Origin of the sequence: Comamonas terrigena NBRC 13299 (genome assembly GCF_006740045.1) — a bacterium.
Lineage (GTDB): Bacteria > Pseudomonadota > Gammaproteobacteria > Burkholderiales > Burkholderiaceae_C > Comamonas > Comamonas terrigena.
Genome location: NZ_AP019749.1, coordinates 2,962,910 through 2,989,900, shown reverse-complemented (window position 1 = coordinate 2,989,900; position 26,991 = coordinate 2,962,910). Strand labels below are relative to the sequence as shown.

22 protein-coding genes, 6 tRNA genes and 1 pseudogene are annotated in these 26,991 nt (G+C 64.4%); 17 read left to right on the top strand and 12 right to left on the bottom strand.

All coding sequences use genetic code 11. The features are described 5' to 3' along the window. Positions 1–19: 19 nt before the first annotated feature. From CT3_RS21410 to CT3_RS13515, 5 genes are all read right to left on the bottom strand, one after another. On the bottom strand, positions 20–508 hold the full coding sequence (locus CT3_RS21410; protein WP_066533403.1) for a hypothetical protein: 489 nt from the start codon (positions 506–508) through the stop codon (positions 20–22). Between the two features lie 225 nt (positions 509–733). After that, the gene (gene argG / locus CT3_RS13530) at positions 734–2,071 is read right to left on the bottom strand and encodes an argininosuccinate synthase (protein ID WP_066533967.1); all 1,338 of its coding nucleotides are present in this window, start codon (positions 2,069–2,071) and stop codon (positions 734–736) included. A 134-nt stretch (positions 2,072–2,205) separates the two neighbouring features. After that, positions 2,206–2,523, bottom strand: a complete 318-nt coding sequence (ppnP, locus tag CT3_RS13525) for a pyrimidine/purine nucleoside phosphorylase (RefSeq protein WP_066533965.1) — start codon at positions 2,521–2,523, stop codon at positions 2,206–2,208. Positions 2,524–2,702: 179 nt separating this feature from the next. Next, complete coding sequence (locus CT3_RS13520; RefSeq protein ID WP_066533400.1) at positions 2,703–3,449, bottom strand: glycine zipper 2TM domain-containing protein; 747 nt, start codon at positions 3,447–3,449, stop codon at positions 2,703–2,705. 386 nt (positions 3,450–3,835) lie between these two features. Further along, a complete protein-coding gene (locus tag CT3_RS13515) occupies positions 3,836–4,198 on the bottom strand; it encodes an ArsC family reductase (RefSeq protein WP_066533962.1) in 363 nt (120 codons plus the stop codon). A 48-nt stretch (positions 4,199–4,246) separates the two neighbouring features. Here CT3_RS13515 and folC point away from each other — a divergent pair, with 48 nt between their 5' ends. The 14 genes from folC (at position 4,247) to CT3_RS21405 (ending at position 16,132) form a co-directional block, all read left to right on the top strand. Continuing rightward, positions 4,247–5,569: a bifunctional tetrahydrofolate synthase/dihydrofolate synthase gene (gene folC / locus CT3_RS13510; RefSeq protein WP_066533399.1), complete on the top strand. Its 1,323-nt coding sequence runs from the start codon at positions 4,247–4,249 to the stop codon at positions 5,567–5,569. A 32-nt stretch (positions 5,570–5,601) separates the two neighbouring features. Continuing rightward, positions 5,602–6,504, top strand: a complete 903-nt coding sequence (locus CT3_RS13505) for an SPOR domain-containing protein (protein ID WP_066533396.1) — start codon at positions 5,602–5,604, stop codon at positions 6,502–6,504. Positions 6,505–6,524: 20 nt separating this feature from the next. Then, positions 6,525–7,019, top strand: coding sequence for a CvpA family protein (locus CT3_RS13500; protein WP_066533394.1), 495 nt, complete (start codon positions 6,525–6,527; stop codon positions 7,017–7,019). A gap of 83 nt (positions 7,020–7,102) precedes the next feature. Next, complete coding sequence (purF, locus tag CT3_RS13495) at positions 7,103–8,611, top strand: amidophosphoribosyltransferase (RefSeq protein WP_066533392.1); 1,509 nt, start codon at positions 7,103–7,105, stop codon at positions 8,609–8,611. A gap of 259 nt (positions 8,612–8,870) precedes the next feature. Further along, positions 8,871–10,085 (top strand): O-succinylhomoserine sulfhydrylase, encoded by a 1,215-nt coding sequence (locus CT3_RS13490; RefSeq protein ID WP_066533389.1) that lies wholly within the window; start codon positions 8,871–8,873, stop codon positions 10,083–10,085. Further along, complete coding sequence (gene gltX, locus CT3_RS13485) at positions 10,082–11,488, top strand: glutamate--tRNA ligase (protein ID WP_066533388.1); 1,407 nt, start codon at positions 10,082–10,084, stop codon at positions 11,486–11,488. Before CT3_RS13490 ends, gltX begins: the two co-directional genes overlap by 4 nt. A gap of 72 nt (positions 11,489–11,560) precedes the next feature. After that, positions 11,561–11,636, top strand: a tRNA-Ala gene (locus CT3_RS13480). Positions 11,637–11,676: 40 nt separating this feature from the next. Then, a tRNA-Glu gene (locus tag CT3_RS13475) sits at positions 11,677–11,752 on the top strand. A 48-nt stretch (positions 11,753–11,800) separates the two neighbouring features. Beyond that, positions 11,801–11,877 (top strand) — tRNA-Asp (locus tag CT3_RS13470). A 9-nt stretch (positions 11,878–11,886) separates the two neighbouring features. Further along, positions 11,887–11,962 (top strand) — tRNA-Ala (locus CT3_RS13465). Positions 11,963–12,006: 44 nt separating this feature from the next. After that, positions 12,007–12,082 (top strand) — tRNA-Glu (locus CT3_RS13460). 48 nt (positions 12,083–12,130) lie between these two features. Next, a tRNA-Asp gene (locus CT3_RS13455) sits at positions 12,131–12,207 on the top strand. Between the two features lie 358 nt (positions 12,208–12,565). Continuing rightward, the gene (locus CT3_RS13450; protein ID WP_066533287.1) at positions 12,566–15,397 is read left to right on the top strand and encodes an HD domain-containing phosphohydrolase; all 2,832 of its coding nucleotides are present in this window, start codon (positions 12,566–12,568) and stop codon (positions 15,395–15,397) included. 582 nt (positions 15,398–15,979) lie between these two features. Continuing rightward, positions 15,980–16,132 carry a hypothetical protein gene (locus CT3_RS21405; protein WP_172591786.1) on the top strand — a complete coding sequence of 51 codons (153 nt, stop codon included), beginning with the start codon at positions 15,980–15,982 and terminating at the stop codon, positions 16,130–16,132. 114 nt (positions 16,133–16,246) lie between these two features. On the opposite strand, the gene CT3_RS13445 is transcribed toward CT3_RS21405, so the two are convergent. From CT3_RS13445 to CT3_RS13425, 5 genes are all read right to left on the bottom strand, one after another. After that, positions 16,247–17,869 carry a sensor domain-containing diguanylate cyclase gene (locus CT3_RS13445; RefSeq protein WP_066533286.1) on the bottom strand — a complete coding sequence of 541 codons (1,623 nt, stop codon included), beginning with the start codon at positions 17,867–17,869 and terminating at the stop codon, positions 16,247–16,249. Between the two features lie 286 nt (positions 17,870–18,155). Next, positions 18,156–18,932, bottom strand: coding sequence for an SDR family oxidoreductase (locus CT3_RS13440; protein ID WP_066533285.1), 777 nt, complete (start codon positions 18,930–18,932; stop codon positions 18,156–18,158). A gap of 463 nt (positions 18,933–19,395) precedes the next feature. Further along, entirely contained in the window at positions 19,396–19,884 is a 489-nt protein-coding gene (locus CT3_RS13435) for an OsmC family protein (protein WP_066533284.1), read from the bottom strand. 179 nt (positions 19,885–20,063) lie between these two features. Then, the gene (locus tag CT3_RS13430; protein ID WP_083520227.1) at positions 20,064–21,155 is read right to left on the bottom strand and encodes a tripartite tricarboxylate transporter substrate binding protein; all 1,092 of its coding nucleotides are present in this window, start codon (positions 21,153–21,155) and stop codon (positions 20,064–20,066) included. A gap of 205 nt (positions 21,156–21,360) precedes the next feature. Next, positions 21,361–22,257 (bottom strand): LysR substrate-binding domain-containing protein, encoded by an 897-nt coding sequence (locus CT3_RS13425; protein WP_066533282.1) that lies wholly within the window; start codon positions 22,255–22,257, stop codon positions 21,361–21,363. A 157-nt stretch (positions 22,258–22,414) separates the two neighbouring features. Here CT3_RS13425 and CT3_RS13420 point away from each other — a divergent pair. Next, positions 22,415–22,933 (top strand): annotated as a pseudogene (locus tag CT3_RS13420) (sugar ABC transporter); the annotation flags it as partial. A gap of 407 nt (positions 22,934–23,340) precedes the next feature. After that, positions 23,341–24,183: an MBL fold metallo-hydrolase gene (locus tag CT3_RS13410; protein ID WP_066533279.1), complete on the top strand. Its 843-nt coding sequence runs from the start codon at positions 23,341–23,343 to the stop codon at positions 24,181–24,183. 463 nt (positions 24,184–24,646) lie between these two features. Here the strand turns inward: CT3_RS13410 and CT3_RS13405 are convergent, their stop codons facing one another. Further along, the gene (locus CT3_RS13405; protein ID WP_066533278.1) at positions 24,647–25,429 is read right to left on the bottom strand and encodes an SDR family oxidoreductase; all 783 of its coding nucleotides are present in this window, start codon (positions 25,427–25,429) and stop codon (positions 24,647–24,649) included. Further along, positions 25,426–25,755 carry a nuclear transport factor 2 family protein gene (locus CT3_RS13400; protein WP_066533277.1) on the bottom strand — a complete coding sequence of 110 codons (330 nt, stop codon included), beginning with the start codon at positions 25,753–25,755 and terminating at the stop codon, positions 25,426–25,428. Before CT3_RS13400 ends, CT3_RS13405 begins: the two co-directional genes overlap by 4 nt. Positions 25,756–25,856: 101 nt before the next feature. Between CT3_RS13400 and CT3_RS13395 the strand changes: the two genes are divergently transcribed. Next, positions 25,857–26,765 carry a LysR family transcriptional regulator gene (locus tag CT3_RS13395; protein ID WP_066533276.1) on the top strand — a complete coding sequence of 303 codons (909 nt, stop codon included), beginning with the start codon at positions 25,857–25,859 and terminating at the stop codon, positions 26,763–26,765. Positions 26,766–26,991: the final 226 nt, after the last annotated feature.

Genomic DNA, 26,991 nt, shown 5'->3' with positions numbered 1-26,991 from the left:
CGTGCAGCGTGCGCGCGGCTTACTTCTTCCAGTAGCCGGGGCGGATCAGCAGGCTGTGGATGCGGTAAGGGGCTTTTTCTTCCACGGCGATGTCCATGGGCACAAAAGCCTTGTCGCACTGCAGCAGGTAGCCGGAGGCGTAGGAGGTGGGCACGCGCATCTGGGCGGCCACGCGGCAGGCGCCCACGCTCTGGTGCACCTGTTGCAGCACTTCCTTCATCTGCTCGGGCGTGACCTGCTTGTTGAACTCTTCGGAGAAGCTCTTGCTGTCCGGCAGGGCGGCCTTGCCTTCGAAGGCGGCAAAGATGGACTGGAAGCGTTGGCCCAGCGCCTTTTCTGCGGCGGGATTGGGCTTGGGGGCTTGCTGCTGTTGCTGTTGCGGTGCAGCAGCGTCGGCCGGGGCGGGCGCTGCGGCAGGGGCCGGATCGGCGGCAAAAGCAGGGGCTGCCAGGGCAGCGGCCAGGATGAACAGGGCCGGTTGGCTCCAGCGGCGGGTAGAACGGGACATCAGCGCTCCTTTGCGCAATTACGTTGGTTGCCACTGTAGCCGCTGCCAGGGTGCACGGGGTAACTCTTCGTTTTGGTAGCGGCCTGTGTACGGTTTTGCGGCATTTCAACGACAAACCTGTGGGAGATCAAGGCTGCACAGGCATTGAATGCTCATAAAAAAAGCCGCTGCAGAGGCAGCGGCTTCCGTGTAAACCCTGATTTTTCGGACCAGGGCTGGCAGAACTTACTTCTTGTCGCCGCCCAGCTGGGGCAGGGCGCTGGTGCTGCTCACGCTCAGCAGGCCGGCCTTGGCGTAGATGGCCAGCTTGTCGCGGGTGTCGATCAGGTCCAGGTTGCGCATGGTCAGCTGGCCGATGCGGTCCACCGGGCTGAACGGCGCGTCTTCCACCTTCTCCATCGACAGGCGCTCGGGCGCGTAGGTCAGGTTGGAGGATTCGGTGTTCAGGATGGAGTAGTCATTGCCGCGGCGCAGCTCCAGCGTCACGGTGCCGGTGATGGCGCGGGCCACCCAGCGCTGTGCGGCTTCGCGCAGCATGATGGCCTGGGGGTCGAACCAGCGGCCCTGGTACAGCAGACGGCCCAGCTTCAGGCCGTTCACACGGTACTGCTCGATGGTGTCTTCGTTGTGGATGCCGGTCACCAGGCGCTCGTAGGCGATGTGCAGCAGGGCCATGCCGGGGGCTTCGTAGATGCCGCGGCTCTTGGCTTCGATGATGCGGTTCTCGATCTGGTCGCTCATGCCCAGGCCGTGGCGGCCGCCGATGCGGTTGGCTTCCAGGAACAGGGCCACGGGGTCGTCAAAGCGCTGGCCGTTCAGAGCCACGGGGCGGCCTTCTTCGAAGGTGACCGACACTTCCTCGGCCTTCACTTCGACTTCCGGCTTCCAGAACGCCACGCCCATGATGGGGTTCACGATGCGGATGCCGCTGCTCAGCTGCTCCAGATCCTTGGCTTCGTGGGTGGCGCCCAGCATGTTGGAGTCGGTGGAGTAGGCCTTTTCGACCGACATCTTGTAGCCGAAGCCTTCCTTGATCAGGAATTCCGACATTTCGGTGCGGCCGCCCAGCTCGTTGATGAAGGCGTTGTCCAGCCAGGGCTTGTAGATCTTCAGCGCCGGGTTGGTCAGCAGACCGTAGCGGTAGAAACGCTCGATGTCATTGCCCTTGAAGGTCGAACCGTCACCCCAGATGTTGACGTCGTCTTCCTTCATGGCGGCCACCAGCATGGTGCCGGTCACGGCGCGGCCCAGCGGGGTGGTGTTGAAGTAGGTGATGCCACCGGTGCTGATGTGGAAGGCGCCGGCCTGGATGGCGGCAATGCCTTCGTTGGCCAGCTGGGTGCGGCAGTCGATCAGGCGGGCCTTTTCGGCGCCGTATTCCATCGCCTTGCGGGGGATGGCGTCGTAGTCCTCTTCGTCGGGCTGGCCCAGGTTGGCGGTGTAGGCGTAGGGCAGGGCGCCCTTGTTCTTCATCCAGCGCAGGGCGGCCGAGGTGTCCAGGCCACCGGAGAAGGCAATGCCGACCTTCTGGCCGACGGGAACGTTTTGCAGGATGGTTTCCATGGTGTGCTTCTCAATCAAAAGACAGCTGCTGGTGCGCGCGGCGAGCCCGGGGCTCTCAGCGTGCCAGCGGCCAAAAACGGGTGCAACGACCGGCTGTGGCGATCGCAGGGGCGTCGCAATGCCGCCCCCGGCGCTCAGGCGTAGTGGCAGATGTAGTGGTAGGCCTCGTCCACACGGATGTCGAACTTGGAGTTCGCAGGGATGTGGAAGCTCTCGCCCGCCACGGACTTCTTCCATTCATCGCTGCCGTCCAGCTTGTACTCGCAGGCACCGCCCACGCATTCCATGATCTCGGCGGCGGCCGTACCAAAGGTCAGCGTGGCGGGCAGCACCACACCGACGGACTTCTTGGTGCCGTCGGCCAGGGTGAAGCTGTGGCTCACGCATTTGCCGTCAAAGTAGACATTGGCCTTGGTGGTCAGGGTGACGCCGGAGAATTGGTCGGTGCTCATGGAGTAATGCGCGCGGTGCGACAAAGGTGGTCGAAACCGGCCATTTTAGGCCAGCGCAACGCTGGACGGGCGCGAAGGGGCGCACAAGAAAAAGCCCCTGCCGGGAAGCAGGGGCTGGATGAGGGCTTTGTGCAGTGCAAAGGCGGCTGCAATGGAGTGTTGTGCGCCTGCCCTGTGGCTCAGTAGCCGTAACCGTAGCCGCGCGGCTGGGGGCGGCCCGGATAGGGCGGGTAGGCGGGGTAGCCCGGATAGCGCGGGTCCACATTCACATCCACCACGATGGGGATGTTGGACTGCGGCGCTTCGTAGGTGATGCTCTCGGTCACCGTCACGCCGGCCGGGGCCGAGCTGTAGGTGCCGCTGGGGCCGACAAAGCCGCTGCCGGTCACCGACGAGCTGCTGTAGCTGCCCCGGGGCTGTACCTGCACCGGCACCCAGCGGCCGGGATCATGGTCCATGCGGGCGGTGTAGCGGCGGCCGGCGTATTCATAGGTCACGTCGTAGCCCACGGTGCGGTTTTCGTACACCGTCTCGTTGGTGCAGCGGCGCACGGTCTGGTAGGCCGGCGTGCCGCCGTTCATGCCTTCCACCTGGTTGCCGATCAGGCCGCCGGCCACCGCGCCGATGACCGTGGTGGCGCCCCGGTTGGAGCCGTAGTACTGGCCGTGGCGGCCATAGTGACCGCCTGTGCCCAGGGCATTGCCGGCCACGCCGCCCACCAGCGCGCCGATCACGGCGCCGGCGCCCGACGTCTGCTGGCCGCGGTAGACGGGTTCATCGCCGCAGACCTGCTGCGGTATGCCCACCTGCTGCACCACGGGGACGGATTGCAGCACGCGGCCACGTTCCTGGGCGTTGGCAGTGCCGCAGGCCAGGCCTGCCGCGGCGGCCAGCGTGCCCCAAGTCAGCCAATGTGTGATCCTCATGGAATGCTCCTTGTCCAATCTGTGTGCCACGGCGCTCCGGAGACCGGCTGCCTTGGCTCTCTACAACGCAGGGCGTCAGCCCCGTGTTGACATGGGCGCTGCTTGCGCTGTCCCATGCCTTGCAGTCTAGACCCGGTGTGTGAACGCTCGCCCGGGCCGGGGTAAAGTTGCGCAAAGCCCGTGTGAGGGTGTGCAACCGGGCTGCTGTGCGCCCGGGCGGCGGCGGTCTATGCTGCCCACAGGGCTATACCCATGCCCATGCGCATGCTCCTTTGCCTGCATGCCCTTTCCCCCGTTAGGGTGGGGCGCAGCCCGCAAAGTTCCCGTGCGCCCCGGCCGCACGGTACCGGGGGCGGGTGCACCGGGCCACGGGCGCCGGACCCTGGTCAGCGGCCCAGGGCGGCAGCCCAATCTTCCGCCTTGAAGCCCACGGTGGTGCGGCCGTCTGCCCATTCCACCACGGGGCGCTTGATCACGCTGGCGTTGTCCAGCACCAGCCGGGTGGCGCTGGCATCGTCCTGCACCGCGGCCTGCACGGCCGCATCCAGCTTGCGCCAGGTGGTGCCCTGGCGGTTGACCAGCTTTTCCCAGCCCACGGCCTGCAGCCAGCGCGGCAGGTGGTCGGCGGGCACGCCTTGCTTCTTGAAATCGTGAAAACTATAGGCAATGCCTTGCTCGGTCAGCCAGGCGCGGGCCTTTTTGACGGTGTCGCAATTGGGAATGCCGTAAAGAATGGTCGTGGTACTCATGCCCTCCATCATCAGGGATACGGAGGGTGGGCGACAATAAAGCCTCGTATGCACACCACCCCGAACACCTTGACCGAGTGGCTCGCCCATTGCGAGCAGATTCATCCCCAATCCATCGCCATGGGCCTGGAGCGCGTACAGGAAGTCGCGCGCCGCATGGAGTTGCGCTTCGACTGCCCGGTCATCACCGTGGCCGGCACCAATGGCAAAGGCTCCACCTGTGCCATGCTGGAAGCCGTGGCCCTGCAGTCCGGCTATCGGCCCGGGGTCTACACCTCGCCCCACCTGGTGCACTTTGAAGAGCGCTGCCGCATCCACGGCGAAATCGCGCTGGCCGACGACTTTCTGCCGCACTTCGCCGCCGTCGAGGCCGCCCGCCTGCAGGGCGAAGAAGTGCTGCTGACCTATTTTGAATTCACCACGCTGGCCATCCTGCGCATGCTCAGCCTGGCCAGGCTGGATGTCGCCATCCTGGAAGTGGGGCTGGGCGGCCGTCTGGATGCCACCAACGTGATCGACACCGACTGCGCCATCATCACCAGCGTGGACATCGACCACGCCGCTATCCTGGGCAACGACCGCGAGACCATCGGCCGTGAAAAGGCCGGCATCATGCGCGCCGGCCGCCCGGTGGTGGTGAGCGACCCGGTGCCGCCGCAAAGCGTGCTGGACCATGCCCAGGCCATCGGTGCCGAGCTGTGGCGCTTCGGCCGCGACTTCAACTTTGACGGCGACAAGCAGCAATGGGGCTGGGCCGGCCGTGGCCGCCGCTATGCCGGTCTGGCCTATCCGGCGCTGCGCGGTGCCAACCAGCTGATGAACGCCTCGGGCGTGCTGGCAGCATTCGAAGCCATCCGCGACCGCCTGCCCGTCACCGCCCAGGCGGTGCGCACCGGGCTGGCCATGGTCGAGCTGCCGGGGCGCTTCCAGATCGTGCCCGGCCAGCCCACGCTGGTGCTGGACGTGGCGCACAACCCGCATTCGGTGGCGGCGCTGACCGCCAATCTGGATGCCATGGGCTACTTCCCCACCACGCATGCGGTCTTTGGCGCCATGGCGGACAAGGACCTGGCACCCATGCTGGCCAAGGTCGGTCCGCTGATCGACCGCTGGTACTTCACCGACCTGCCCACCCCCCGGGCAGAGACCGCCGCCAGCCTGCAGGCCAAATGGAATGCGGTGCAGATGGTTGCCGGCGGCCAGCGGCAAGTCAGTACCAGCCTGCACGCCAACCCAGAGGCCGCGCTGCAGGCGGCCGTCGCTGCGGCGGAGCCGGCTGATAGAATCGTGGTCTTTGGCTCGTTCTATACGGTGGGTGGTGTGCTGCAGCATGGCATTCCCCGACTGGGCGCCAAGCACCTGGAAGCCTGACGTCCTCCAACGGCCCACACGCATCGCACTCCATGGCATTTTTCAAGTTCCGCTGGCCCGGCCAGAAAGAAGAGGCAGAACAGCCATCTTCCCGGCGCTCATCCCGCAATGCACAGGGGGACAGCGTCGAATCGCTGCGCCGCCGTGCGCGCCACCGCCTGATCGGCGCGGCGGTGCTGGTGCTGGTCGGTGTGGTGGGCTTCCCCCTGCTGTTTGACACCCAGCCGCGCCCGATCGCGGTGGACGTGCCCATCGAAATCCCGGATCGCAACCAGGTCGCCCCGATGGTGGTGCCCGGCGAGCACACGACCATGGCGGCCAATCCGCGCGCCACCGCGCCGGCCGCGCCAGCGCCTGAGCCCACCGCGCCCGTGCGCACGGAAAACAGCCTGGGAGCGGGCGAGGAAGTGTTTGCGCCGGCCGTGCCGGTGCCGCCGCAGCCCCAGCTGGTGCCCAAGCCCGAACCCAAGCCGGAGCCGAAACCCGAACCCAAGCCCGAGGTGAAGAAGCCGGAACCCAAGCCCGAGCCCAAACCCGAGGTGAAGAAGCCCGAGCCCAAGGTGGAGCACAAGCCGGAGCCCAAGGTCGAGGCCAAGCCCGAACCCAAGAAATCGCGCGACGACGACGCCGAGCGTGCCCGTGCGCTGCTCGAAGGGCGCCCTGCATCCACCGCTGCGGCCAAGCCCGAAGCGGCGGCCAAGCAGGAAGGCAAGTTCATCGTGCAGGTCGGCGCCTTCGGCGATGTCGACAAGGCCAACGAGGTGCGCCAGAAGCTGGCCGGTGCCGGTCTGAAGGCCTACACCCAGACTGTGAATGCAGCCGCTGGCAAAGTAACGCGTGTGCGCGTGGGACCGTTCAACGGCCGTGCCGAGGCGGACAAGGCCGCATCCCGCATCAAGGCACTGGGTCTGCCGGCGTCGGTGCAGCCCGGTTGATGGCGGGCCGATAGCGACGCATGGCAACCTTGGACGCGGTTTTGCTGGTGGTGTGCTGCGCCTCCCTGATGCTGGGAGCGTGGCGCGGTCTGGTGTATGAATTGTTTTCGCTGGTGGGCTGGGTCGCAGCCTTCTGGATTGCCCGCCTGTTCGCAGGCGATGTCGGTGCCTGGCTGCCCGTGGATGGCTTTGACCCCACGGTGCGCTATGCCGCAGGATTTGTCGCCGTCTTTGTGGTGGCGGTGTTCGCCTGGGGGCTGCTGAGCGCCCTGGCCAAGAAACTGATCGAGGTCGTGGGCTTGCGCCCGGTCGACCGCACACTGGGCGCGCTGTTCGGCGTGCTGCGCGGCATGGTGCTGGTGCTGGTGGTCACGCTGGTGGTGGTGAACACCCCGCTGCACCAGCAGGACTGGTGGGTCCAGTCGTGGGCAGGGCCGCAGCTGGCCGATCTGGCGCGCACGCTGGTGCCGTCGCTGCCGCAAGAGCTGGGCAAGTACCTGACGGCCCCGGTGTAGCAAGAGTTGAGAAGGTCGCGGGGCAGCGCAAGCCGCCCCGCATAAACACGCAGGACCCAGTCCTGCCATGATGGAAACGCAATATGTGTGGAATCGTCGGCGTGGTCAGCACCGCGCCCGTGAATCAACTGATCTATGACGCCCTGCTGCTGCTGCAGCACCGCGGGCAGGATGCCGCCGGCATTGTCACGCAGCAGGAACGCAAGTTCTTCATGCACAAGGCCAAGGGCATGGTGAAGGACGTGTTCCGCACCCGCAACATGCGTGCGCTGCCCGGCTCGGTGGGCCTGGGCCAAGTCCGCTACCCCACGGCGGGCAACGCCTCCAGCGAAGAAGAGGCCCAGCCCTTCTACGTGAACGCGCCCTTTGGTATCGTGATGGTGCACAACGGCAACCTCACCAACGCCAAGCAGCTGCGCAACGAGCTGGCCGAGACCGACCATCGCCACACCAACACCGAGAGCGACTCGGAAGTGCTGCTGAACGTGCTGGCGCACGAAATCGGCCGTGCCTCCAGCGGCGCACCGCTGAAGACCGAAGACATCTTCAAGGCCGTGCGTGCCGTGCACCTGCGCCTCAAGGGCTCGTACGCCGTGATCGCGCTGATCGCCGGCTACGGCCTGCTGGCCTTCCGCGACCCCTATGGCATCCGCCCCCTGTGCATCGGCAAGGGCGCGGACGGCACGCACATGCTGGCCAGCGAATCCGTGGCACTGGAAGGCACGCTGCACCAGTTCGAACGCGATGTGGCGCCGGGCGAAGCCGTGTTCATCAGCAACGACGGCACCGTGCACAGCGAGCAATGCGCCGCCAAGAGCGAGCTGCACCCCTGCGTGTTCGAGTACGTGTACCTGGCCCGCCCGGACTCCACCATGGACGGCATCTCGGTCTACCAGGCCCGCCTGAACATGGGCGAGACGCTGGCCAAGCGCGTGATCTCCACGGTGCCGCCCAGCGAGATCGACGCCATCATCCCGATCCCCGAATCCAGCCGCCCCAGCGCCATGCAGCTGGCGCAGCTGCTGGGCATTCCCTACCGCGAAGGGTTTGTGAAGAACCGCTACGTGGGCCGCACCTTCATCATGCCGGGTCAGGGCGCGCGCAAGAAGTCGGTGCGTCAGAAGCTCAATGCCATCGGCAGCGAGTTCAAGGGCCGCAATGTGCTGCTGGTGGATGACTCCATCGTGCGCGGGACCACCTCCAAGGAAATCGTGCAGATGGCACGCGACGCCGGCGCCAACAAGGTCTACCTGGCTTCCGCTGCACCCCCTGTGCGCTACCCCAATGTGTACGGCATCGACATGCCCACCCGCTCCGAGCTGGTGGCCAGCGACCGCACCGTGGAAGAGATCCGCCAGGTGATCGGCTGCGATGCGCTGATCTACCAGGACGTGGACGCCATGAAGCAGGCCGTGGGCAAGATCAACCCGGCGGTCAAGGGCTTCGAGGCGTCGTGCTTCGACGGCGTCTACATCACCGGCGACATCTCCAGTGCCGAGGTGACGGCGCTGAACGAAGGCCGCAACCGCGGCGGCGAAGAGGAGCAGGAAGACACTTCCCGCCTGTCGCTGCCCAACGCCCAGGAAAGCTGATGCACCCGGTGTGCAAGGTGGGCGACAGCGCCGCCTTGCACACTGTGTCCGGAAGCGAGAGCTTCAGAAACATGAGCTAATTGCGCTGGATTACCAAGACTTTCACAATGTTTCTTGCTGAAAAGTCTGGTGACGACAGCGCAATCAGCTCATTTTTTTGTTTTGTTGAGATGCGGTGCAAGCGCGCTTCGTGTGGAAGCGTGCATGCCGCGACCGGCGGAGGAGAGACCGCCGGTGCCACCTGCAAGGACCAAGTACCGTGACCGATCACTCCCTGCCCCAGGGATTGCACCCTGAGACCCTCGCCGTGCGCGAGGCCGTGGAACGCAGCCAGTGGGGCGAACACAGCGAAGCCCTGTACCTGGCCAGCAGCTTTGTGCAGCCCAACGCCGAGACGGCGGCGCGCCGCTTTGCCGGCCAGGAAGAAGGCTATACCTACAGCCGCACCAGCAACCCCACGGTGACCAGCTTCGAGCGCCGCCTGGCAGCCCTGGAAGGCACGGAATGCGCTGTGGCCACGTCCACCGGCATGTCGGCCATCCTGCTGGTGGCGCTGACGGCGCTGAAGACGGGCGACCACGTGATCTGCTCGCAGTCCATGTTCGGCTCCACTATCAAGCTGCTGGGCACCGAAATGGCCCGCTTCGGCGTGGAAACCAGCTTTGTGTCGCAAACCAACATCGACGAGTGGAAGGCGGCCATCCGCCCCAACACCCGCATGCTGTTTGCCGAAACGCCCACCAACCCGCTGACCGACCTGTGCGACATTGCCGCGCTGGCCGAGATCGCCCACGCCCACGGCGCACTGCTGGCCGTGGACAACAGCTTTGCCACGCCCATCCTGCAGCAGCCCGCCAAGCTGGGCGCCGACGTGGTGGTGCACTCCGGCACCAAGTTCCTGGACGGCCAGGGCCGCGTGATGGCCGGCGCCGTCTGTGGCACCGTGGCGCTGGTGGACAAGGTCATGGGCACCTTCCTGCGCAGCGGCGGCCTGAACCTGGCGCCGTTCAACGCCTGGGTGGTGATGAAGGGTCTGGAAACGCTGGCCCTGCGCGTCAAGGCCGAAAGCGCATCGGCGCTGGAGCTGGCCACCTGGCTGGAAGCCCACCCCAAGGTGGCGCGCGTGTACTACCCCGGTCTGGCCAGCCACCCGCAGCATGCGCTGGCCATGCGCCAGCAAAACGGCATGGGCGGCGCCGTGATCGCCTTCGATGTGATCGGGCAGGGCGCCGAGCAACTGCGCGCCAACGCCTTCCATGTGGTGGACAGCACCCAGGTGTGCTCCATCACCGCCAACCTGGGCGATGTGAAGACCACCATCACCCACCCGGCCAGCACCTCGCACGGCCGCCTGACCGAAGAGCAGCGCCAGGCCGCCGGTATCGGCCAGGGCCTGATTCGCATTTCCGTGGGCCTCGAGCACCTTGATGACTTGAAGGCCGATCTTTCTCGCGGACTGGATACCTTGAAATGACAACCAAAATTCGTACCCGTTTTGCCCCTTCGCCCACCGGCTTCATCCACCTGGGCAACATCCGCTCGGCCCTGTACCCCTGGGCCTTTGCCCGCGCCAATGGCGGCGACTTCGTGCTGCGCATCGAAGACACCGACCTGGAGCGCTCCACCCAGGCATCGGTGGACGTGATCATCGAAGGCATGCAATGGCTGCAGCTGGACCATGACGAAGGTCCGTTCTACCAGATGCAGCGCATGGACCGCTACAAGGAAGTGTTGGCCACGCTGCAGGCCAAGGGCCTTGTCTACCCCTGCTATATGAGCATGGAAGAGCTGGACGCCCTGCGCGAGAAGCAGATGGCCGCCAAGGAAAAGCCGCGCTACGACGGCACCTGGCGCCCCGAGCCCGGCAAGGTGCTGCCGGCCATCCCCGAAGGCGTGAAGCCCGTGCTGCGCTTCAAGACCCCCAAGGACGGCGTGGTGGGCTGGGACGACAAGTGCAAGGGCCATATCGAGTTCCAGAACTCCGAGCTGGACGATCTGGTGATCGCCCGCCCCGATGGCACGCCCACCTACAACTTCTGCGTCTGCGTCGATGACATGGACATGCGCATCACCCACGTGATCCGCGGCGACGACCACGTCAACAACACCCCGCGCCAGATCCACATCTTCGAAGCCCTGGGCGCCGACGTGCCCGTGTTCGCCCACCTGCCCACCGTGCTGAACGAGCAGGGCGAGAAGATGAGCAAGCGCAACGGCGCCAAGGCCGTGACCCAGTACCGCGACGAAGGCTATCTGCCCGACGCCATGGTGAACTACCTGGCCCGCCTGGGCTGGAGCCACGGCGACGATGAAATCTTCAGCCGCGCCCAGTTCCTGGAATGGTTCAACCTGGACCACCTGGGTCGCAGCGCCGGCCAGTTCGATGAAGCCAAGCTGCGCTGGGTCAATGCCCAGCACCTGAAGGCCATGGATGATGCGGCGCTGGCCGCCCTGGTCACGCCCTTCGTGGTCAAGGCCGGTGTGGACGCCGCCGTGCTGCAGGCCGACGACCGCCTGGTGCGCATCGTGGCCCTGTTCAAGGACCGCTGCGACACCCTGGTGGACCTGGCCAACTGGGCCAAGGTCTTCTATGTGGATGGTGTGGAACGCAATGCTGAAGACTATGCCAAGCATGTGGCCGAAGCCGCTACCCCGGTGCTGGATGCCTTCGCCGCCGCCATGCAGAGCGTGGAATGGACCAAGGAAGCCATCGCCGCCGCCATCAAGGAAGTGCTCAAGGCCCAGGGCGTAAAAATGCCCGTTCTGGCCATGCCCGTGCGCGTGCTGACCGTGGGCACGGCCCACACGCCGTCGGTGGATGCGGTGCTGGAATTGCTCGGTCGCGAAAAAATTCTGACGCGTTTGAAAAACCGCTAAAAACCTGTCTATAATTCGAGGCTCTGCACAACGCGATTGAATAAAAGTCGCGTTGTCAAGAGTGAGAATTTTGGGGGTATAGCTCAGCTGGGAGAGCGCTTGCATGGCATGCAAGAGGTCATCGGTTCGATCCCGTTTACCTCCACCAAAAACAGACGCTGGCTGGTAACAGCCAGAGTTCTAGGATTGACCCTATCGTCTAGAGGCCTAGGACATCACCCTTTCACGGTGAGTACCGGGGTTCGAATCCCCGTAGGGTCGCCAAGTTTGAAACGCTGGTAGCTATTTAAAAAATAGCAAAGTTTCCTGCCAGGAGTGGTAGTTCAGTTGGTTAGAATACCGGCCTGTCACGCCGGGGGTCGCGGGTTCGAGTCCCGTCCACTCCGCCACAGATTTTTGGGGGTATAGCTCAGCTGGGAGAGCGCTTGCATGGCATGCAAGAGGTCATCGGTTCGATCCCGTTTACCTCCACCAAAAAATCAGACGCTGGCTGGTAACAGCCAGAAGTTCTAGGAATTGACCCTATCGTCTAGAGGCCTAGGACATCACCCTTTCACGGTGAGTACCGGGGTTCGAATCCCCGTAGGGTCGCCAAGTTTGAAGCGCTGGTAGCTATCTAAAAAATAGCGAAGCTTCCTGCCAGGAGTGGTAGTTCAGTTGGTTAGAATACCGGCCTGTCACGCCGGGGGTCGCGGGTTCGAGTCCCGTCCACTCCGCCAGATTTAAAAACCGCTGTCAGCGCAAGCTGCAGCGGTTTTTTGTTTTGCGGTATCTCTTTCTGGGCGGGCCGGATGCGTGGGCAGGGCCGCGAGCAAAGGGGGCAGGCGCTCGGCTCAGGCAGACCCGCCGCCACCGGCGCAAGGCGATCCTCATCAAACGGCGCCCCCGGCAGGCCGGGGGGCAGGGCACGCGGTGCGGAATGCTGCAGAGGGCGGCTGCAAAGGGCTGCAGGCCGCCCCCGCTGCTTTTTTGCAACGCAGCCCTGGCGATCCATGCATGTAGCTTCCGCGGTCTGCTGCGATGCACCGTAAACTGAATGCCCATGGCAGGTGCGTCCACCTGCGGAAAGTCGGTCTGATGAACCGCATCCTGTCTGTCCCCCAGCAGTTCCGTATCCGCGTGCACATTGCCGCCTTGACGATGGCCTGTATGGGGCTGGTGGCCGCTTTGCTGATCGGCCTGGGGTGGGTGGCCACCACCCGGCAACTGGTGCAGGATGCGGGCGAGCGCGCGGTGCGCGACACCCTGCTGCTGCGTGAACAGATCCGCCTGCAGCTGATCCCCGCCCAGGGCGCGCTGCGCCAGATCGGCGCGGGCCGTCTGCCGCTGGCGGCGGACGAGGCCACCCGGCTGCAAGCCCTGAATGTGCTGCTGGGCGAGTTGCGGGCCAACCCGCTGGAAGCCGCCATCTATGTGGCCTACCCGAATGGAGACTTTCTGCTGGGGCGGCCCCTGCGCCTGGCGAGCATCCGCCAGCGCCTGAACGTGCCGGAAAGTGCGGTCTACCTGGTGCAGACCATCAGCCACCAGCCCGATGGCCGCAGCGTCGGCCGTTTTCATTTTCTGGGTGAAGACGGCAGGCTGCAGCAAAGCCAGGAGCGGGCCGACTACCAGTTTGATCCCCGCACCCGCCCCTGGTATGCGCTGGCGCGCGAACATCCCGGCACCGCCCAGCTGTCCAATCCCTACCGCTTTGCCACCACGCAGCGCCTGGGTGTCACCTTGAGCCAGCAGGCCACCTCGGGCGATGCCGTGGTCGGTATTGATGTGGCCTTTGACGACCTGGAGCAGATGCTGGTGGGGCTGCGCACCACCCCGGGCACGCGCCTGGCCCTGCTGCACAGCAGCGGGCAGGTGATGGCGGCCACGGTGAACCTGAACAGCAGCGACCGCGACACCCAGCCCATGCTGGACGCCATCGGCGAGCCCGAACTGCTGCGCCTGCAGCAGACCTCCCGGCACACCGGCAAACCGCAGATCCTGACCATCGATGGTCGGCAATGGGTGGGGTTGCACACCCAGATCGATATCGGCCTGGGTGGGGTGTTCGAGCTGCTGCAGATGCTGCCGCTGGACGAGCTGACCGCCGAGGCCCGGCAGCGTGCGCTGTACTTCATCGGGCTGGCCGTGATTTTGGCGCTGCTGCTGCTGCCCCTGGGCTGGGCGGCGGGCAAGGCCATAGGCCGCAGCATCAACCGCCTGCGCGAACGCAGCCTGCGCATCGCCCGTTTCGACTTCACGGGCAGCCGCCTGCCGGCCAGCCGTGTCAGCGAGGTGGGCGAGCTGTCCCAGGCCATGCAGCACATGGGCGACACCATCGAGGCCTTTCTGAGCCTGACCGAGCGCCTGGCCACAGTGCCCGAGGTGGAGCGCATGCTGCAGCAGGTGCTGGAGCAGCTGACGCAGGCCACGCAATCGCAGGCCGCAGCCGTCTACCTGTGGGATGCGCAGGCAGGCAGCATGCAGCGCGCCGCAGAAGCCGGCAGCCTGGTCACACCGCTGCCGGAACACTTTGCCTACCCGCCGCTGCCGGCCGGGCCCCGTGGTGCGCAGGGCGGTGTGAACCGGCTGGACCTGGAGCTGCGCGGCCGCCAGGGCGGTCTGCAGGGCCTGCTGGTGCTGGAATTCAAGGCCGACGCCGCGCACGAAGATGCGGCCTTCCAGCGCTTTGCGCACCGGCTCTCGGGCATGCTGGCGGTGGCCATCGAAACCCGCCAGCTGCTGGAATCGCAGCGCCGCCTTTTCGACGCCATCATCCAGCTGATTGCCGACGCCATCGACGCCAAGAGCGCCTACACCGGCGGCCATTGCGAGCGCGTGCCGCAGATGGCCATCGCGTTCGCGGACCACCTGCACGCGGCGGCCGACGGGCCGTATGCCGACTTCCAGATGAGCGAGAACGAGCGCTATGCCTTCCGCCTGGGCGCCTGGCTGCACGACTGCGGCAAGGTGACCAGCCCGGAACACATCGTCGACAAGGCCACCAAGCTGGAAGCCATCCGCAACCGCATCCATGAAGTGCGGCTGCGCTTCGAGATCCTGTGGCGCGACGCCGAACTGGCGGCCGCGCGCGGCGAGCTCGACGCCGCCCAGTTGGCCGCCCGCCAGCAGCAGCTGATCGACGACTTCACGTTTGTGGCCACCTGCAATGTGGGTGGCGAATTCCTGTCCGACGACGCCATCGCCCGGCTGCAGGCCATCGGGGCACAAGGCTGGCAACGCCATTTCGACGACCGCCTGGGCCTGTCCGATGCCGAACTGCGCCAGCTGCAGCAGCTGCGGCCCGAAGCCCCGTCGCTGCCCGCCACCGAAGCCCTGCTGGCCGACCTGCCCGAACACCGCATTCCCTGGGGCGAGGACCGCCCCGCCGTGGAGGCGGGCGATCCGCGCAACAAATACGGCTTCGACATGAAGCTGCCGTCCTACCAGCAGAACCTGGGCGAGCTCCACAACCTGGCCATCCGCCGCGGCACGCTGACCGACGAGGACCGTTTCAAGATCAACGACCACATGGTGCAGACCTACATCATGCTCAAGGGGCTGCCCTGGCCGCCGGGGCTGGAGCAGGTGCCGGAGCTGGCCGCCACGCACCACGAGCGCATGGACGGCAAAGGCTACCCCCGGCGCATCCCCGGCGAACGCCTGGGCGTGCTGGACCGTGTGATGGCGATGTGCGATGTCTTCGAAGCCCTGACCGCCGCCGACCGCCCCTACAAACCACCCAAGACCCTGAGCGAGACCCTGCGGATCATGGCCTTCATGTGCAAGGAGCAGCACCTGGACCCCGGCCTGTTCCGCTACTTCCTGCGCAGCCGCCTGTGGGAAGCCTTTGCCGTGCGCTTCATGAAGCCCGAGCAGCGCGACACCGTGGACCTGGATGCGCTGGAGGCCTTGCTGCCTAAACCATAGTTGGGCTTAACCAAACTAAGGCAGCGGTTGCGTGCCACATGCCCTGCTGTGACGGGATGCGCAATGGCCGGTCTGGTGCCTGGAGGGGCGGAATTGACCGTGGACAGCAATCGATTCCGGACTGGAAGCTCGCTGGCGCAATGCGCCGCAGACGGTCATGGCCATCTGGCGAAATCATCTTGACGCTAGGTCCTCTGAAGCTCACGCTGGATGCATTCAGCGAAATCAAGTTGGCGGTGCCACTGTGCTGCCAATCAACTATCGGAACGGATGTGATGTCCTCGATGTCGGGGACTGCAACTGGTATGACGCTGGAGTTTCTGCAGCAGTGGGAGCAATTGCACCCGGGTGGCTCGGTGTTGGAAAGACGACGGCGAATTCGGGGCGGGCAATAGCAAACCTCCCCGAGCAACTTGGTCGCGCCCAGACGATGAATCGTGCCGCACAGATTGAATCGCGCATTGCTTCTCACGCCACGAGCGTTGCCGATGTTGTGGATTCACAGGTGGCCTTCCACGGCGTGAAAGCCATTTGAAAACAAGTCACCGGTGCCAGCGGGACGAATGATTGAACTTGCCGCAAATGAAGAAGATTTGGGTTTACATCGCCGGGGTTGTGCCATTCGCGTTCTTCTACGAGCCGCTCAAGGCGCTTGTTAGCGGACCGCTCTTCCTCGCTGGCGCAATCACCTATTTGCTTCTGCTGCGAATGCTCGCCGAGAAGCTGGGCAAATGATGCGACCGGAGGCGGTCGCTACAGGGTGCAAACCGGTTGATTTCCACCCAGAAGTGGTCCACTAGCCCCCGGTGGCTCAGTTTTGCGTGACTGGCGAATGTCTGGGGGCTGGACCTAGGTGGGGAGCGGCATCCGGGGATCGTGCCCTGGCAGTTCGCCTGTTTCACAGGCTGCGTCACCCTTTGCAGAATCCCGTCGCGACGTCCGCCTGGCCTGCTTGTCCGCATACATGCGCAGATCCGCCTCCCTGAGCACGGTCTGTGTCGAGCTGATGGAGGGGTCGACACTCACAATGCCGAAGCTGGCACCCGGATAGTCGAGGCAGCACTCGGAAAACGCATACCGCCCAATCAGCAGGGGGGCCAAGCGGCTGCGCATGGCCTCCAGGGCCTGGTCCTGGTCTGCGGGGCTTGGCGGATCGATCAGGCCAATGACGACGAACTCGTCACCCCCCAGCCGTCCCAGCATGTCACTCTGACGCAAGCCCATGGTCAAGCGCCGACCGACTTCGACCAGGAATTGGTCGCCGACCTCGTGGCCATAGCTGTCGTTGATCGCTTTGAACCCATCCAGATCCACGAAAGCCACCACCACCCATTGCTGCGTTTTCTTGGCTTGGGCGAACAGCTGCTCCAGGTGGCACAGCACGTTGCGTCGGTTGGGCAGATTGGTCAACGCATCATGGTTCGCCGCGTACCACTCGTCCTGCCGCCGCTCCACCATCAGTCCTATCACGTGACCGCAGAGCAGAATGAAAAGCAGACCCACCGACGCTACCAGCCCGGCCAACCCAAGGTGCAGCCTGCGCATGGCTGGCAGGTGATCCAAGCTCGCCAGTGTGATCAATTGATATTGGGTGTTGGAGAGCGGCTCATGCCGCAGCAGATAGGGCTTGCCGTCAATGATCCACTGATCCGAGCCGGTCACTGCACGCGCATCCAGCGGCGCGCCTGGCTGCTCATCACTGTCCAAGGCGTTGGTCCTTGCCCCAGCAGGCGCAGAACCAGGCGGCAGCAGCGCACTCGCGTTGCGCAGCATGAAGGGCGCGGACGATGTGGTGGTCACCCGACCTTGGCGATCCAGAATCAGGGCAATGTGGCTCCCGGACAGGTAGGGAACAATATCTGGGGCATCGAACTTGACCGTGACGGAACCCAGGGGCTGGTCGTCCTCGCTCTCAATACGGCTTGCCACGAAATAGGATGGCGTCTTGTTCAGGCGCGCGATACCGAAGGAATGGCCATTGCCCTCACGCAATGCGTCGACGAGATAGGGGCGACCGGAGTAGATCATTCCCACAATGCTGTCGGACTCCGCCCAGTTGCTGGCGGTGACCGTGTCATCCGACATGTTGTTCATGTAGATGCGGGCATAGCGCAGATCGCCAGACAGCTCATTCATGAAGTCGCCCACTTTGCGCACCAACGGGTCTTGCGTGAATTGCGCTGCGCGCTGTTGGCGTGTGAGCTCTGCCAGGTCGGGCGGATCGGTGCGATAGCGGGTGGCGAGCTGGATCACCAGCCCCTGGCGTGCCACCATATTGGCCACACTCACCATTTCGGTGAACAGCCGATCCATGATGCGTGCGGTGGTTTTGGCTTCGTATTCAGCGCTGGCCGCCAAACGGTCCAACTCCGATGCCACAATTTTCTGTGACATCCACCACCCGAGACTGGCCACCAAGGCCAGCCAGGCGAACGCCACCCCCAGCGTCACCATGCGCACGCTGGATCGCATGGACCGTCTGTGCTGGGCTTGCTGCGGTAATGCCTTGCTCACGTACACCCTCCAGGCCGTTATGAGCAAATGGTAACAAGTACCCTCCCAGCGAACAGTTAGGAAAGGTCATCAGGGCAGCAGGGCGCTCTCGCTGCATGGCGCCTGCCTGTTTCGATGCTGCGCCGGGCCCGCTTACTGTTCCCGCTTGAGGGCGACACCCTTCGGTACCGACATTGGCCTGGCTGGGCTCAGGTTCTTTGAGCCCCGCCAGGCCGCAGGTTCACAGTGCGATCAGATCGGCGGCCTATTTGGTGGTGTAGCCACCATTGATCAAAATGGTTTGACCCGTAATCCACCAGCCGTCGCTGACGAGGTGGCGAATGAACGGAACCACATCCTCGATATCGGTGAGCCCCGTCTTGCTGAAGCCGGACAACGCTGCAGCCGTCTTGTGATAGGCCACCGCATCTGCGCCTTCCGCAGGGTAGAAGAAAGGCGTGTCCATGGGGCCGGGACCCACTGCGGTGACGGAGATGCCACGGGCCCCCAGCTCCTTGGCGGCAGCGCGGGTGTAGTGCTCGACAGGCGCCTTGGTGCCGGCGTAGGAGGCGTAGAACGGCGTGAAGGCGCCGAGCAGGGAGGTCACCAGCGTCACCACCTTGCCGTGGTCGTTGACATGGATGCCAGCCTCTTTGAGGAAGAAGAATGCCGCTTTGCTGTTGACATCCGACATCTCGTCGAACTCGGCCTCGGAAATCTCATGCATCGGTTTTTTCAGCACCTTGCCCACGGTGTTGATGGCGATATCCGGGCGGCCAAAGGCGGCAACGGTGTCCGCAAACAGCTTTTGCACCGCCGCTGCCTTGGTCAGATCGCCACGCACGGCAATGGCCTGGGCGCCCAGGTCCTTGACGGCCGCAACCGTGGCCAGGGCTTCGGCTTCGCTGGCTGCACTGTTGTAATGAATGGCGATGGCTTTGGCACCTTGTTGTGCCAGATCACGCGCAATCAGGCCGCCCAGGTTCTTGCCCCCTCCTGCGATGAGAGCAACTTTGTCTTTGATGGCATGGCGATGGGTCATCAGTTTTCTCCAACAAACAGGTGATGTGGAAGTTGAAGAATATCGATACTCAAATTTCGATTGTTAATTTCAATTGTTAAGAATTGACAGCGCAGAAGTCGGGTGAGGGTGCATGGCAGGTGTGGACGGGCCCACCTCAGGTGGCCGCAACGGGTCGACCTGAGCCTGCTGCAACACCCTGAAGCGGCCCTGCGGGCCGGTTGGTGCCGCACCACGCCATCGAACGGCTGCTCCCGTGGTGGAAGTGGCCAATTGGCCAATTGGCCGTAAGCGGTCGTTCAAGACAGGCCGCATGCAAGGTCTGGTGCCGGCGGTTGCTGCCGCTCGGGTGCCGGACCGTGGCGGCAATGGATGGCGGAAAGCGGCGACGGGGCTTCACGCCATAGCCCACACAGTGGGGCAGACCCCCGCTGTGCCCCCTGCATTGCGCCCCTTGTGGTTTCCCTTGATCCTGGGCGGTGCGTTACACCGTCAGATCCAAGGTGTAGCCAATGCGGGCGGTGTGCTTGAGTATGCCCAGCGCGGAGCAGTGTGCGTGCACCGACATGTCGACCACGGAGGCGACTGCTTCGCGGTCGGCCTGGGGCGCGGTGATGCGGTAATGCAGATGCACCGAGGTGAAGACCCGGGGCGCGGTCGTCGCCCGCTCGGCCTGGGTGTGCACCGTCATGGCGGTGACGTGGATGCCACGCTCCTGCAGCCGGTTGGTGATGTCATAGGCCGAACAGCCGGTGGCGCCCGAGAGCATCACTTCCAGCGGCGATGCCAGCTGCGGCGCAGCCGTGCCGGAGGCGGCTGCGGGCACCGCGCCAGCGGGCTCGGGGGCGTCTGGCGCCGTGGTGGACACCTGCTGCAAGGCCGGGGCACGAATGTGCAGCGGCTCGGGGCCCGAGTTTTGCACCTGAAAGAAGGGCGTGGTGCCGTCGGTCACCAAGGTGAGGGTGCAGTCCATAGAACAAGTCCTTTCTCAGCCCCTCAAGGGGCGCAATGAACAGAGAACAGCGAAAGCAAGGAAGGGTCTGGCGTGGCCGGGCGCTCAGTGCCGGGTGCAGTCAGCGGTACGGGAGCAGGCACAGGGTAGGGAGGCACGTTGTGTATCCAGCCCTGTCCCGCAGGCAATGGGTGCCTGCCTCAGGAAATGTGCAGCTGGCTGATCAGCTTGCCGTAGCGGGCGTAGTCCTGCTCCAGCGTGTGCTTCAGCGCCTGGGGGCTTTCGGTCACCGGCTGCATGGCCCATTGCTGCAGCAAGGCCTTGGCCTTGGGGGTTTGCAGCGCAGCGTTCACGCTGTGGTTGATTTGCTGCACCAGCGCCGCCGGCATGTTGGCAGGGCCCAGCAGCGCCTGCCAGGTGGAGATATACACCTGCGGGTAGCCGCTTTCGGCAAAGGTGGGGACCTGGGGCAGGAACGACACCCGCTGGGGAGCGATGATGCCGATGGCGCGCAACTGGCCCGTCTTGAGGAAGTTTTGCACCGGGTTGAGCGTGGTGTACATCAGGGGCACCTGACCGCCTACCAGGTCGGTGATGGCGGGCATGGTGCCCTTGTAGGGGATCTCTTGCAGCTGCATGCCTGCGACCTGGTTGAACAGCTCGCCCACGATGTGCATGGTGGAGCCGTGGCCGGGGCTGGCGTAACCGGGCAGGGCACCGGCCTTGGCCTTTTGCACTAGGGTGCGCAAATCGGTAATGCCCGATGCGCTGTTGACCACGGCAATGATGGGCTGGTCGATCAGCTTGGCAATGGGGGTCAGGTCTTTCAGCACGTCGTACGACGGCGTCAGGTGCGGCGCAATGGCCACCGAGTTGGGGGCCACCAGCAGGGTATAGCCATCGGGGGCGTTGGCAATGACTTCGCGCGTACCGATGATGCCGGTGGCACCGGGCTTGTATTCCACCATCACGTTGCTGCCCCATTGGGCACTCAGCAATTCGGCAATCAGCTGGCCCAAAATGCCGGTGTCTCCGGCAGGTGGGTAGGCCACCACAATCTTCACAATCTTGTTGCGGGGAAACCTGGTATCGGCGCCAGCTGCGCTGGCAGTGCCAGCAGTGCTGGGCGCCAGCACCTGGGCTTGCACCTGGTGGGCTGCGGCCGCACCGGCCAGCAGCAGCCCCATGGCTTTGCGCCGATTCAGCGGCTGCACGCAGGTGTTGGAAACCAACGCGGAAATGGCATCGGCAGTTGCGGCCGCAGACGCCAGAAGTGGGGCAGTATTTTTCATCACGATCACTCACAGTTGCACATGGCATACATGCCAATGGGCGAGAGCCCATGCGACGGAAGCGACAAATTCTATTCCTCTCGCTGGCGGTGACTGCCTGCCGGCGGAGGCCCGCGCTGGGTCTTTGAAGCCACTGCTGCAGCAATAGTCGCTATCAGAAACATAGCGATGCCGGGTCACCACGGGCTGGGGGCCAGACCCGTGCTCAGGCAGAACGGGCCGTCTGCGCCTCCGCCAGCATCCAGCGGACAAAGGCCTGCAACGGTGCTTCGCTCAGCCCCAGGGGTTCCGGCAGCACCAGGCAAAAGGTTTTGGCAACGGACGGGCTCTGCGGCCAGGGGGCGAGCAGACGGCCCTGCGCCAGTTCTGTTTCCACATACAGACGCGGCACCAGGGCCACGCCCAGTCCGCACAGCGCAGCCTCTATCAGCATGGCGTGCAAATCAAAGCGCGACCCCACGGCGGGGTGGGTCAGCGCCACGCCCGTCTCTTCCGCGTAGCGCTGCCAGGCATCCGGGTTCTGCATGCGGTGCAGCCGGGGCAGGGCGTCCAATCCGCCATCCTGGGGGTGCCCGGCCAACAGCGAGGGGCTGCAGACGGGAATCAGCACTTCTTCCAGCAAGCGGTGCGTGCGCATGCCCGCCCAGGCCGGGTGCTCGAAATGCAGCGCCGCATCAAAGCCGCTGCCCGCCAGCACAAAGGGCTCCATGCGCTCGGCAATGTGCAGGGTGATATGCGGGTGGTCCTGCTGAAAGCGCGGAAGGCGCGGAATCAGCCAGCGTGTGGCGAACGTGGGAATGACGGCCAGGTGCAAGCTGGCCGCGCCCGTAGGCTGCCCCATCAGGTACTGGCTTTCCCGTTCCAGACGATCCAGGATTTCGCCCACCTGCGCGGCATAGCGCACCCCACTGGGCGCCAGCCGCACGCGGTTGCCCACGCGCTCAAACAGCGCCATCCCCAGAAATTCTTCCAGCCTGGCGATCTGGCGGCTGATGGCGCCTTCCGTCAGCGCCAGTTCCTGCGCGGCACGGGCAAAGCTGCCATGGCGTGCGGCGGCTTCAAAGGCCTGGAGGGCGGAATTGCTGGGAATCTTGCGTCGCATGGTTGAAGGCAAGCTCCAAGCGCAGCTTGATCAAACATCAATGAAGATCGATTTTATATCGCTATATAGCCTGAATTCCTTTGGATAGCATGACTTTATGTTAATTCAAATACCGCTTGCACAGCCCAAGCAGCCACCGCTTTCCAAGGAATCCACCATGATCTACACCGTTGAATGCAGCTACGCCGATGCGCAGACCGAAGCCGAATGGAATGACTTCTACAGTCTGCAGAAACTGCCCGCGCTGATCTCTGTGGGCGGCTTTCAGACCTCGCAGCGCTTCAAGGCGCTGGATGCAGGTGTGCCGGTGGCGGTGCCCGTGTACCTGGCGCTGCACACCATCGATGGCCTCGGCGTGCTGACCGGCGACGACTACCGGGAAAAAGGCGGCGGCAACTTTGCACGCTGGCAACAGCACATCACGGACTGGCACCGCAACCTCTATGCCTGTGCGCAGGTCGCACCCGCCTTGCAGGCGGGGGACCTGTTGCTGGTAAGCCCGCAGGGCCCGGGCAGCCTGCAGCAGATAGGCCTCAGCCCACTGGCCCTGGAGGCGGTGGCGCTGGAGGGTTGTCCACTGCAACGCTGGATGGCCAGGCTGCCTGCAGCGCAGCGCCCTGCCATGGCCGCATTGCCGCCAGACGTCCAGGCCTATGAAGCCATGACAGAGCAGCTGCGCAGCACCGTGGCCCCCCAAGGCGCCTGCTTAGACCGTGAGGCTGTTTATGCCCAACCTGACTTTCTATATCTCGGCGCCCATGCCATCCGAGGCCGCTCTGGCGCTGCTGTCTGCCGACTGCATGCAGCTGTGCACCGGGGTGCTGGCAGCGCAGCAGCAGAACGTCCATGTGATCTATGTCGCAGCCCGCCCAGGGCATGGGCTGCCAATACATGTGGAAGTCCAGTACCGCCTGGAGCCGTTTCGCACGCCCGAAGTGCTGCAGCGCTTCATGCAAAAGCTGCAGGCGTCCATCGTGCAGCACACGGCATCTCCCGCGCGCATCCGCTGCTTCGGCTACGGCGCTGGCCAGATACACGCGCTCCACTGACCCACTGACTTACTGATCCAGATTGCAGAGACCCATGATTGAACACAGCTTCCCCGGTCACCGCGTGGGTGACTTCCACATCACGGCCATCAGCGATGGCTACCTCCAGGCCCCGCTGGGCCTGCTGTCGAACATCGACCCTGCCGACGCCACGCAGATGCAAAGCCGCGCAGGGCAGCGGCCACCGGAGTCCATCCACATCAACTGCTACCTGCTTCGCAGCGCCAGGCACACCGTGCTCATTGATGCGGGTGCTGGTGGCATCAGGCAAGGGGGCGGCCTGTTGCTGCACAACCTGGCCTTGGCGGGCGTGTCGCCCGAAGATATCGACACCATCTTGTTGACCCACGCCCATCCCGATCATGTGGGCGGGCTGCTCAACGCCGCAGGTGAGCGCGTGTTCCCCAACGCCGAGTTGGTCGTGCACCGCAGTGAATGGGACTTCTGGCGGGACGATGCCCACCTCAGCCGCGCCAGCGAACGCGCACGTGGCAATTTTCAGATCGCCCGCACCGTGTTTGAACGCTACCACCAGCAACTGCGCACCTTTGACTCCGAAGAAGTGCTCCCGGGTGTGCAGGCCATGCCGCTGCCGGGCCACACGCAAGGCCACACGGGTTATCTGTTGACCTCGGCAGCGCAGAATCTGCTGGTGTGGGGGGACATCGTGCACTTTCCCCATATCCAGATCCAGCGGCCCGATGTCACCATCGCCTTTGACCAGAATGCTGCCCTGTCTGCCAGCACCCGTTCGCGCATGCTGGACATGGCCAGTGCCGACCAGCTGCTGATTGCCGGCATGCACCTGGGAGAGCTGGGATTTGCCCGCATCCAGCGTGAGCGCAGCGGCTTCAGCCTGCAATACGACCGCAGCTGAACTATGGCCGGCGGCCCCTGCAAGCCGCCCAAGACCTTGAGTGAGACCCTGCGGATCAGGGGCTGTCTGTGCAAGGCGCAGCACCTGGGCCCCGCCTGTGGCAGGCACTTTGCCGTGCGCTTCATGAAGCTGAAACAGCGCAACGCCGTGGGCATGGATGCGCTGGAGGCCTTGCTGCCCCGACCAGATTTTGCTTCTCAAGCTGAGGCATCAACTGCGTGCCACAGGCCCGGCGGTGACGGACCAGCCCAGTGCCAATGGGGCGTATGCAAAGGTGACCATGGATAGCAATCGACCCATCGGAGACATTTGACCCCTCGCGATCCGGTCCTGAAACCGGACATTCGCGAGAACCTGCCGTGGCCGGCAGGGTTCGAGCTGACGCTGGAACGGCCGGGTGCGGCATTTCGCAGCATTGCCGGCCACCGTCGCCTGGGTTTGGATCCGTCTGTTTGGCAAGCTGCTAGACCGTCGGAACGGTGCCGCCGTCGATCAGATATTCAGCCCCCGAGATCGAACTTGCGCGCGGCGACACGAGGAAAGTGATGAGGTCGGCAACCTCTTGCGGTTTTGCCGGTCTGCCCAATGGAATGCCGCCGAGCGCCTGCATGATGATTCGCTTGCCGCCCTCATAGTCCGTCCCGGCTTGAGCAGCTAAACGCTCGGCCAGCGCGACCGCAGCCTCGGTTTCGACCCAGCCCGGAGCAACGCTCACAACGCGGATACCCTTGGGCGTCACCTCCTTCGAGAGCGCCTTGCTGTAGGTAGACAAGGCTGCCTTGGCCGCTGCATAGGCGATCGTTGACTCCGGCAAAGGCAGAACGCGCTGGATCGAGCTGACATGGACGATGATGCCCGCGCCTTGAGCCAGCATGGCCGGCAGCAGGGCTCGGTCGAGCCGTACCGCCGGCATCAGATTCTGATTCAGTTCCTTGGACCACTGCGCGTCGTTCAGTGCTGCAAAGCCGCCAGCCGGCGCGCTGGAGCCGCCCAGCACGTTGACGAGGATGTCAATGCCTCCCCATTGCTCCAGGACCGAACGTGCCGCGTCGGCAGCGCACTGCGCGGTTGAGAGGTCTGCGGCGAGATAGCGCACGCCTGCGATGGGATGCGGAGGCAGGGACCGTGCGGTGGCGATGACTTGGACGCCGGCCTCGCTCAGCCCTTTCACGACGGCAGCGCCGACACCCTTGGTGCCGCCACTCACCAGCGCACGCAGGCCGGCCAGTTGAAGATCGAAGCTCAAGCCGAGATCTCCAGCGAGGCGATCAAGCCCCGCTCAAGGCGAAAGCCATAGCGAAGCTCGATGGGGCTGCCCGGGAAATTGCCGGCCACGCGGCAGGTCACGAGACAGACCCCGTCGTGCCGCTCCACGGCCAGGGGCACGCTCGTGTATGCATAGGCGGAAGATGCTGCGAGCTTCCATGCCTTGATGGCGTCCGGGCCTGTGTAGGTACGGCCCTCGTCCTTCACCACGCCTTGCATGGTGAAGCAGCGTGCGACGGCATCGGCGCCTTGTCGGTCGGCAGCGAAATAGGCTGTAACAGTATCGGGAAGGTGCAGGGTACTCATGGTAAGAAGGCCTTGTGCTTGAAGGCATTTCAGAATGCCGTTCCGGAAAGTATTCGTGAATAATTCAGAATCTGATTGATTTATGTAGTCATCAATACACAATGAGAGGTTCTGATTTCGCCGAGCTGAAGGCCTTCGTCGCCGTGGTCGAACGGGCGAGCTTTGCGCGCGCTGCCGAATTCCTGGGTCTTTCGCCCTCTGCGTTGAGCCAGACCATCCGCCAGCTCGAGGCGCGGCTGGGGGTGCGGCTGCTGAACCGGACGACGCGCAGCGTGGCCCCCACGGCCGCAGGCACTCAATTGCACGAGCGCATGGCTCCATTGATCCGTGATATGGACGAGGCGGTCGCGCAGGCCTGTGCTGCAGCAAGCCAGACAGGAGGAACGCTGCGCATCAATACGCTGGGCATGGCCGTGCGGCAGATCATTGCGCCCCGCCTGGCCCGCTTTCATCGGGCGCATCCCGACGTGGTACTCGATATCGTGGTCGATGACGCATTGAGCGATATCGTTGCCGGCCGCTTCGACGCCGGCATCCGGGTCGGCGGGCGGCTGGAGAAGGACATGATCGCGGTGCGCCTGACGCCGGACGTGAAGATGATCGCCGTGGCCTCGCCGGAATACCTGGCGCACAAAGGCACGCCGCGCGCTCCCGACGACCTGCACAACCACTCGTGCATCAACTGGCGCCTGCGCGCCGACGGCAGTCCCTATCGCTGGGAGTTCGAGAAGAAGGGCAAGCGACTTGAGGTTTCCGTGGCAGGGGTACTGACGACCAACCAGGCCGATCTGGGAGCCGAAGCTGCCTTGCAGGGACTTGGCATCCTCTATGCCTTCGATCACGACCGCATCGACGACGCCATTGCGCAGGGCCGACTGGTACAAGTTCTGGCCGACTGGTCCATCAGCAGGCCTGGGCTTTTCTTGTACTACCCGAACCGCCGGCATCCGCGGCCAGCGCTGGGAGCATTTATCGATTGCCTGCTGGATCGGGATATGCCCGCTTCATAGCGTTGGGGCCGCAGCCCCGACTGATATGCCTCGGTACGACAAACAGCCAGCCGGGGGCTGTCCTTGGCACGTAGGCATCTCAGCCGATATTGTCGCCCGCCGCTACTGGCGGCTAGTCGCACACGAGCGTTCTGGCCTCCTGGAAGCGGTCAGCTGCGAGCAGCTGCTTCTTTCTGGCCGAACCGTGACTGTCGCAGACCACCCACCATGCCCCAGTAGGCGGCTA